This window comes from Albidovulum sp. (assembly GCF_008933605.1).
Classification (GTDB): domain Bacteria; phylum Pseudomonadota; class Alphaproteobacteria; order Rhodobacterales; family Rhodobacteraceae; genus Albidovulum.
On sequence record NZ_WBUS01000159.1, the window covers coordinates 1 to 7,242 of the forward strand.

Below are 7,242 nucleotides of genomic sequence, written 5' to 3' on the forward strand. Positions count from 1 at the left end.
CAGTTGCGCCTCGGCCACGGTCACGCCGGCTTCCGCCGCGCGAAGCGCCGCGTCGAGATCCTCGGGGTCGAGCCGGGCGAGGACCTCGCCCTTGGCCACCGTGTCTCCGCCCGAGACCGGCCGTTCGGCGATGGTGCCGGCGAGGGGAAAGCCGAGATCGGCTTCGATCTTTGCCGTGACCGTGCCGACGAAGGTCACCGGCAACCCGGATTCCGGGTTCACGATCACCGAGATGACGGGCCGCGGTGTCGCGGTGCCGGGTGCGGGCGCGTCGGCGGCGACAGCCAAGGCGGGCAGGGCGGAAAATGCGGCGGCCAGAACGAGACGGATCATTTCACGTCCTCCGCCGCCTGCACGATGCGCCCGGGATAGAGAAGCTGTGCCCCCTTCGCGACGATGAGCGTGCCATCGGCGATCCCGGAGGCGACGACGATCCGGCCCGTCTCGTAACGTTCGATCCTGATCGGCAGCGACGAGACCGCCATCGTCGCGGGATCGACCTGCCAGACCGCGGGCCCCTCGGCGGTCGCCGAAATGGCGGTGTAGGGCAGGATCACCCGGGCCGGTTCCGGCAGCGCGACAGTGCCGCGCACCGCTTCGCCAAAGGCGAGCCCGCCGGGCGGGTCGTTGACAGCGACCTTCACCGTGACAGTGCCGGTCGATGCGTCCACCACCGGGGAAATCTCCGCGATGCTGCCGGAAAAGACCACGTCCGGCCGGTCGATGAGCGCGAGTGAGACCGGCGGGGGCGTTTCGGTCATCGTCAGCATGACCTCGGGCACGGCGAAGACCGCGTCGAGCCCCGCGCCGAGCGCCAGTTCCACCACCGGCTGCGCCGCGCCGACGATCTGCCCCGGCTCGGCGAGCCGCCGGGTGACGGTCGCTGCCTCGGGCGCGACGAGGATCGTGTCGGCCAGCGCCTTTTCCGCCCGGTCGAGGGTCGCCTGGGCCTCCGCCAGCGCCCCTTCGGCGATGCGCAGTGCGTCCTCGGCCCCGTCGCGCGCGATCCGCGTCGTGGCACCGCGTTCGAGAAGTGCGTCCTGGCGGTCGAGGTCCTCCGCCGCCTGCCGGTAGTCCGCCGTCGCGGTCTGCATCTGTGCCCGCGCTCCGCGGAGCGCCTGTTCCTGCTGCACGGCGTCCATCCGGGCCAGCACGGCGCCCTTGGCGACCGTCGCGCCCGCATCCACCATCACGTCGATGAGCCGTCCGCCGGCGGAAAAGGACGCGCTCAGCGGATCCCTCGCGCGGATCTCGCCGGTGAGCGAACGGCTGACGGTCTGGCCTTCCGGATGGACCGTGACGATTTCAACCGCGAGCGGCGGTTCGCCGGCCGCAGGGAATGCCAGCCCAACGAGAGCGGAAAGCAGCAGGGTGAGGCGAACCACGGGCGACCCTCTCCTCATTGCGGAACACGCCCGGCGGAATCAGGCACCGCACCACGGTACCACCTCGGGCGCGCGGGTCGAGACATCTCGTGCGTTTTCGTGCGTGTCGGACGCTGCGGCAATCGCCGCGCGGCGTGGTCGCCCATTCTCCTGTTGACAGGACCCCGGCCGCGAAGCTGAGGTGGCCGCAAGCGGGGGACCAGGGGCCGGCGGGCGCGATGCCCTTCCCGGCCGACCGGACAAAAGGGAGACAGCGAGATGAGACTGGCACAATTCACGCTTTCGGCCGCGATGGCCCTTGCACTCGGCGCCAATGCGGCGATGGCGCAGAACGACTGCGCGGCCGGCAAGACGCTGAAGGAGGGCGTCCTGACGATCGCGACCGGCAACCCGGCCTACTTCCCCTGGGTGATCGACAACGATCCGGCCTCCGGCAAGGGGTTCGAGGCGGCGGTGGCCTACGAGGTCGCCAAGCGCATGGGATTTGCGGCCGAAAAGGTGGAATGGACCTCCACCACCTTCGATCAGGCGATCCAGCCGGGGCCGAAGGAGTTCGACTTCAACCTCCAGCAGTATTCTATCACGCCCGAGCGTGACCAGACGATCGACTTCTCCGAGCCCTACTACAACGCCGCGCAGGCGGTGCTGGTGCGCAAGCCCACGGTCGATGCGGGCGCCAAACCGGAACTCGCGTCGCTGAAGGCGCTGAAGTGGGGCCTCGCGGCCGGCACCACCGCGCCCGCCCTCATCGCCTCGCTGGTCGGGCCGGAGAGCGATCCCCTGCTCTACGAGGATACCGCCGACGTGTCGGAGGCCCTGAAGGCCGGGCAGATCGACGCCACGCTCATGGATCTGCCGTCGGCGCTCTACACCGCGGCGGTCGTGCTCGACGACGGCGTGGTGCTGGGGCAGTTCCCCGCCGGCGAGACGCCCGCCGACAGTTTCGGACTGGTCTTCGAGGAGGGCAACGCGCTGAAGGATTGCGCCAACGCCGCCTTGGCCGAGATGAAGGCGGACGGCGCCCTGGCCGCGATCGAGGCGGAGTGGCTGGCGGAGGCGACCGGGGCGCCGGTCGTGAAGTAAGCCCTGGCGATGACGCAGGGGGAGCATGGCACCGGCGGTCCGGCACGGGCCGTCGGGCGACCGACGCGGCGCGCGTTGCGCGAAGCGAGGATGCGGCGGCGGAGCCTCGTCATCGCCACGGCAAGCACCGCCCTCGTGGTCGCGGCCATCGTCCTCTTGGTGCCGCTGGCGCCGGGGTGGGAGCGGGTGCAGAAGGCCTTCTTCAACGGCGAGGTCTTCTGGAAGACCTTTCCGGGGCTGGTGAAGGCATTCCTCGTCGACATCATGATCTTCGCCTGGTGTGCGCCGATGATCGCCGTCCTCGGCCTTGTCATCGCGCTGGCCCGTGACGCCCGCTCGCCCGCGCTCTTCCCGCTCCGGCTCTTCGGGATGGTCTACAACGATGTCTTCCGCGGCGTGCCGGTGATCCTCGTGATCTACCTCGTCGGTTTCGGCATCCCCGGGCTCGGCCTGCCGCGGCCGTGGAACAGCCCCTACATCTGGGGCACGGTCGCCGTCGTCCTGACCTATTCCGCCTATGTGGCCGAGGTCTACCGGACGGGCATCGAGTCGATCCACGAAAGCCAGCGCGCCGCGGCGACCTCGCTCGGGCTCTCGCACTGGGACGTGATGCGCTTCGTGATCCTGCCGCAGGCCATCCGCCGCGTCATCCCGGCCAACATGAACCTGCTCATCGCGCTCCAGAAGGACGTGGCGCTTCTCTCGTTCATCGGGCCGGTGGAGGTGCTGCGCCAGGCCGGAGTCTACAAGTCGCTGCTGGCGAACTTCACGCCCTACCTCGGCGCGGCGCTGATCTTCCTGGCCGTCACGGTGCCCGCGACGCGCTGGGTGGACCGGATGATCGCGCGCCAGAACGCGGCGCGGAGCTGAGCCATGGCGAAGCTGTCCGTCCGCGACGTGTGGAAGAGCTTCGGCGCGCACGAGGTGCTGCGCGGCCTCAGCCTCGAGATCGACAAGGGACAGATGGTCTGCCTCATCGGCGCCTCGGGGTCGGGCAAGTCCACGCTCCTGCGCTGCCTGAACCTCCTGGAACCGGTCGACGACGGGGAAATCCTGCTCGACGGGCAGGACATCACCGACCCGGACCTCGACCCCCAGCCGGTGCGCCAGCGCATCGGCATGGTGTTCCAGAGCTTCAACCTCTTTCCGCACATGACGGCCGTGGAAAACGTCCTCCTCGCCCCCCGCCGCATCCGCCGCAAGCGCCGTGAGGAGCTTCTGCCCGAGGCGGAGGCGCTTTTCGCGCGCTTCGGGCTTGTCGACCGGATGGGCCACTACCCCGACCAGCTCTCGGGCGGCCAGCAACAGCGCGTGGCGATCATCCGCGCGCTTGCCATGCGGCCCGAGGTGATGCTGTTCGACGAGGTGACATCGGCGCTCGACCCCGCGCTCGTGGGCGAGGTGCTGGACGTGCTCCGGGCGTTGAAGGCGGAAGGCATGACCATGGTGCTCGCGACGCACGAGATGGCTTTCGCCCGCGAGGCGGCCGACAAGATCTGCTTCCTCGACGAAGGCCGCATCCTGGAGGAGGGGCCGCCCTCGGCGATCTTCGGCGCCCCGCGCGAGGACCGGACCCGCGGCTTTCTCGCCCGCGTTCTGTGACGCCGGCCGGCGTGCCGGTCGGCTTGCGGTTGCGCCGGCAGGGTGCCAAGGTTCGCGGGAAAGTCGAGGGGCAGATGACGGACCGGGCGGTCGCGGCGGCGGTTTCCTATGTGCAGGACAGGGCAGGCATCGTGCCCGAGGTCGCGCTCGTGCTCGGCTCGGGCCTCGGCGCTCTGGCCGACGCGGCGGAGGGCGTCGCGGTGCCCTATGCCGACATCCCGGGCTTCCCCGTTTCCACCGCGCCGGGCCATGCGGGCCGGCTCATCCTCGGCCGGCTCTTCGGGCGCGCCTGCGTGGTCATGCAGGGCCGCGTCCACATGTACGAAGGCTATTCGCCGCAGGAGGTTGTGTTTCCGATCCGGGTCATGGCCGCGCTTGGCGCGCGAACGCTTGTGCTGACCAATGCGGCCGGAGGGATGCACCCGGAGGACAGGGTGGGCAATCTCGTGGTGATCGAGGACCACCTCTCGCTCGCCATCGCCTCCGGCCTCGATCCGTTGCGCGGCCCGAACGACCCTGCGGCCGGTCCCCGCTTCGTCTCGATGAACCGCGCCTACGATCCCGACCTCGTGGCGCTGGCGGAAGGGCTTGGCGGGCTCAGGCGCGGCACCTATGCCCATGTCGTCGGCCCGAGCTTCGAGCCGCCGGCGCTGATCCGGCTCCTGAAGCTTGCCGGCTGCGACCTCGTCGGCATGTCGACCGTGCCGGAGGTCATCGCCGCGCGGCATCTGGGGCTCCGCGTCCTTGCCGTCTCTGCCGTGACGAACATCGCGGTGGACAGCGTGGCGAGCCCCCATGTCACGACCGAGGCCGAGGTCTGGGAGGCGGCCAGGACCGTGGAGCCGAAGCTCCTCGCGCTGATGCGCGACCTGATCCCCGCCCTGCCGGAGGTCCCCTCATGACCGCCTTTCCCGCCCGCTGCGACATGCTCGTGACCAACGGTCATGTGCTGACGATGGACGCGGGCTTCACGGCCTTCGGCGAAGGTGCCGTGGCGGTCTCCGATGGGCGCATCGCGGCCGTCGGGCCGATGGCGGAGGCGGCAGGTGTCGCGGCGCGCGAGGTCATCGACGCCAGGGGCGGGATCATCCTGCCCGGCTTCGTCAACACCCATTGCCATGCGGCGATGGTCCTTTTCCGCGGCCTTGCCGACGACCGCCCGCTCGACGGCTTCCTCAAGGCGGTCTGGGCCGCCGAGGCCGCCCATGTCACGCCCGCCACGGTGCGGGCGGGCGCGGCGCTGGGTTTCGCGGAAATGGCGCTGGGCGGGGTCACGCATGTGGTGGACATGTATTTCCACCCCGACGCGACCGTCGAGGCGGCCCGCCACGTCGGCATCGGCCTGACCGCGGGCCCCGTCTTCATCGGCTTCGACGGCATCGACCACCTGCCCTGGGCGGAGCGGATGCGCTTTGCCGAGGATTTCGTCGCCCGCCACCGCGGAGCGGAGGGGGTGGACCTGATGCTGATGCCGCATTCGGCCTACACCCTTGACGCCGGGCAACTCGCCGAGGTCACGGCGCTTTCGGAACGGCTCGGCGTGCCCGTCCACATCCACGCGGCCGAGGCGCCCTCGGAACTGGCCCTCGTCGCCGCGCAGCACGGCACCACGCCCGTCCGCGCGCTCGACCGGGCCGGGATGATCCGGCCGGGCACGCTCCTGGCCCATGCGGTGCATCTCGACGACGCGGAGATCGCGCTTGTGGCCGAACGCGGCGTCTCCATGGCGCATTGCCCCTTGTCGAACGCCAAGCTCGCCTCCGGCACCGCGCGTCTCTGCGACATCAGGGCCGCGGGGGCGGTCGCCGCCCTCGGCACCGATGGCGCGGCGAGCGGGAACGACCTCGACATGTTCCGCACCATGCGGCTTGCGGCGCAGATGGCGATCCTCGCCTCGGGCGCGCCCGAGGTCCTTCCGGCGCGCGACATCGTTGCCATGGCCACGCGCGGGGGCGCCCGCGCGGCCGGGCTCGGCGGCCGCAAGGGGCGGCTGTCCGCGGGGATGGACGCCGACCTGATCGTGGTCGATCTCACCTCGCCGCACCTGATTCCCTCCTACGATCCCTATTCGAGCCTCGTCTATTCGGCAGGGCGGTCGGACGTGGTCCATGTCATCGCGCGGGGGCGTCCGATCGTCGCGGGCAGGCGGATTGTCGCCGACGTGGCCTCGGACATCGCCGCCGTGCGCGCCGTCGCGGCCCGGATTTCGGCAAGCGATCTAAGGACCTAGTCCAAGGGCCCTGGGCCACTGCCGATAGTGGTCAGCTCGATGCAACTACGAACAATTTGCGACCGTGCGTTTGAATGTTGCGGCGCGGAAGCCTAATATGACCATATACGGGTGGGGTGCCGAGGGGTGTCGGCGTTCCATATGCCGGGTGTTTTGGCTGGCCTGGGTCTTTCGGACCCTCTTAAGCTGCCGTCGAGAGGGTGGGGCCAATGGATAGGGCGGCGACTGATGTCGCGAAGCCGCCTGCTGGTGGCGCGGATTTGCCGAGCTTTGAAGAGCTCCTGGCGAAGGGGTCGTTCCATGCCCGGCTCGCACGTGCGCGGGCCGAGCGCGAGAAAGTGCTGGCGGAAGCCGGGGACGACGGCTTCATCCTCGATACGCGCCGGAAGCCCTGGGAAAAGCAGGACGTGGCAGGGGATCAGGGCGGCCCCCTGACCCGTGTGGTGCAGGCCCGGAAGGCGATGGAGGCCGGCCGGTCCGTCGTGACTCCGTTGCGGCCGGAAAGGCGCCGGCAGCCTGTCGCGGAGCGTGGCGAGCGGCCGAGTGCGGAGGTCCTGCTGCTCCGGCCGAGCGCCGCGATCGGGATGACACGTCCGCGGCCCGGTCCTTCCCTGTCCGCGCCGGGGCCGCGAACGGCAGCCACGGCACATCCAGCGGCGACCACCTTGCGGCAGGACCCGCCGGCGCGCACGCAGGCACCGACACCTTCGCGCGCCCTCCGCGCCTTGATGGTCGGCAGCGGGTTCGCGACGGGGCTTTCGTTCGGCGTCGCGGCGACCGCGATCCTTCCTCATCTCTGGGCCGGTTTCACTGCGGCGCCCCCACCTCCGCCGGTGATCGCCGCCGCCGATCCGCAGCCGATGGCGCCCCCCGCCGCTCCGGCAGACCCGGCGGGCAGCATCGCCGTGGCTTCGGCACCCGTTTCGCTGAGCCGGCCCGAAC

The 7,242-nt window shown here is 70.5% G+C and carries 7 protein-coding genes and 1 pseudogene; 6 read left to right on the forward strand and 2 right to left on the reverse strand.

The features are described from left to right. Together F9K34_RS15760 and F9K34_RS15765 are read right to left on the reverse strand one after the other, a co-directional pair. Positions 1–333 (reverse strand): annotated as a pseudogene (locus F9K34_RS15760) (efflux RND transporter periplasmic adaptor subunit); the annotation flags it as partial. Continuing rightward, positions 330–1,385 carry an efflux RND transporter periplasmic adaptor subunit gene (locus F9K34_RS15765; RefSeq protein ID WP_291338076.1) on the reverse strand — a complete coding sequence of 352 codons (1,056 nt, stop codon included), beginning with the start codon at positions 1,383–1,385 and terminating at the stop codon, positions 330–332. The pseudogene F9K34_RS15760 and the gene F9K34_RS15765, both read right to left, overlap by 4 nt. A 258-nt stretch (positions 1,386–1,643) precedes the next feature. Between F9K34_RS15765 and F9K34_RS15770 the strand changes: the two genes are divergently transcribed. The 6 genes from F9K34_RS15770 to F9K34_RS15795 form a co-directional block, all read left to right on the forward strand. Further along, positions 1,644–2,468 (forward strand): ABC transporter substrate-binding protein, encoded by an 825-nt coding sequence (locus F9K34_RS15770; protein WP_291338077.1) that lies wholly within the window; start codon positions 1,644–1,646, stop codon positions 2,466–2,468. Positions 2,469–2,558: 90 nt separating this feature from the next. Beyond that, positions 2,559–3,338 carry an amino acid ABC transporter permease gene (locus F9K34_RS15775; RefSeq protein ID WP_291338078.1) on the forward strand — a complete coding sequence of 260 codons (780 nt, stop codon included), beginning with the start codon at positions 2,559–2,561 and terminating at the stop codon, positions 3,336–3,338. A gap of 3 nt (positions 3,339–3,341) precedes the next feature. Next, positions 3,342–4,070 (forward strand): amino acid ABC transporter ATP-binding protein, encoded by a 729-nt coding sequence (locus tag F9K34_RS15780; protein WP_291338079.1) that lies wholly within the window; start codon positions 3,342–3,344, stop codon positions 4,068–4,070. Positions 4,071–4,144: 74 nt separating this feature from the next. Further along, the gene (locus tag F9K34_RS15785; RefSeq protein ID WP_291338080.1) at positions 4,145–4,972 is read left to right on the forward strand and encodes a purine-nucleoside phosphorylase; all 828 of its coding nucleotides are present in this window, start codon (positions 4,145–4,147) and stop codon (positions 4,970–4,972) included. Next, positions 4,969–6,300: an amidohydrolase family protein gene (locus tag F9K34_RS15790; RefSeq protein WP_291338081.1), complete on the forward strand. Its 1,332-nt coding sequence runs from the start codon at positions 4,969–4,971 to the stop codon at positions 6,298–6,300. The genes F9K34_RS15785 and F9K34_RS15790 overlap by 4 nt, the downstream gene beginning before the upstream one ends. Positions 6,301–6,509: 209 nt before the next feature. Then, a partial coding sequence (locus F9K34_RS15795) for a hypothetical protein (protein ID WP_291338082.1) occupies positions 6,510–7,242 on the forward strand: 733 nt, incomplete at its 3' end.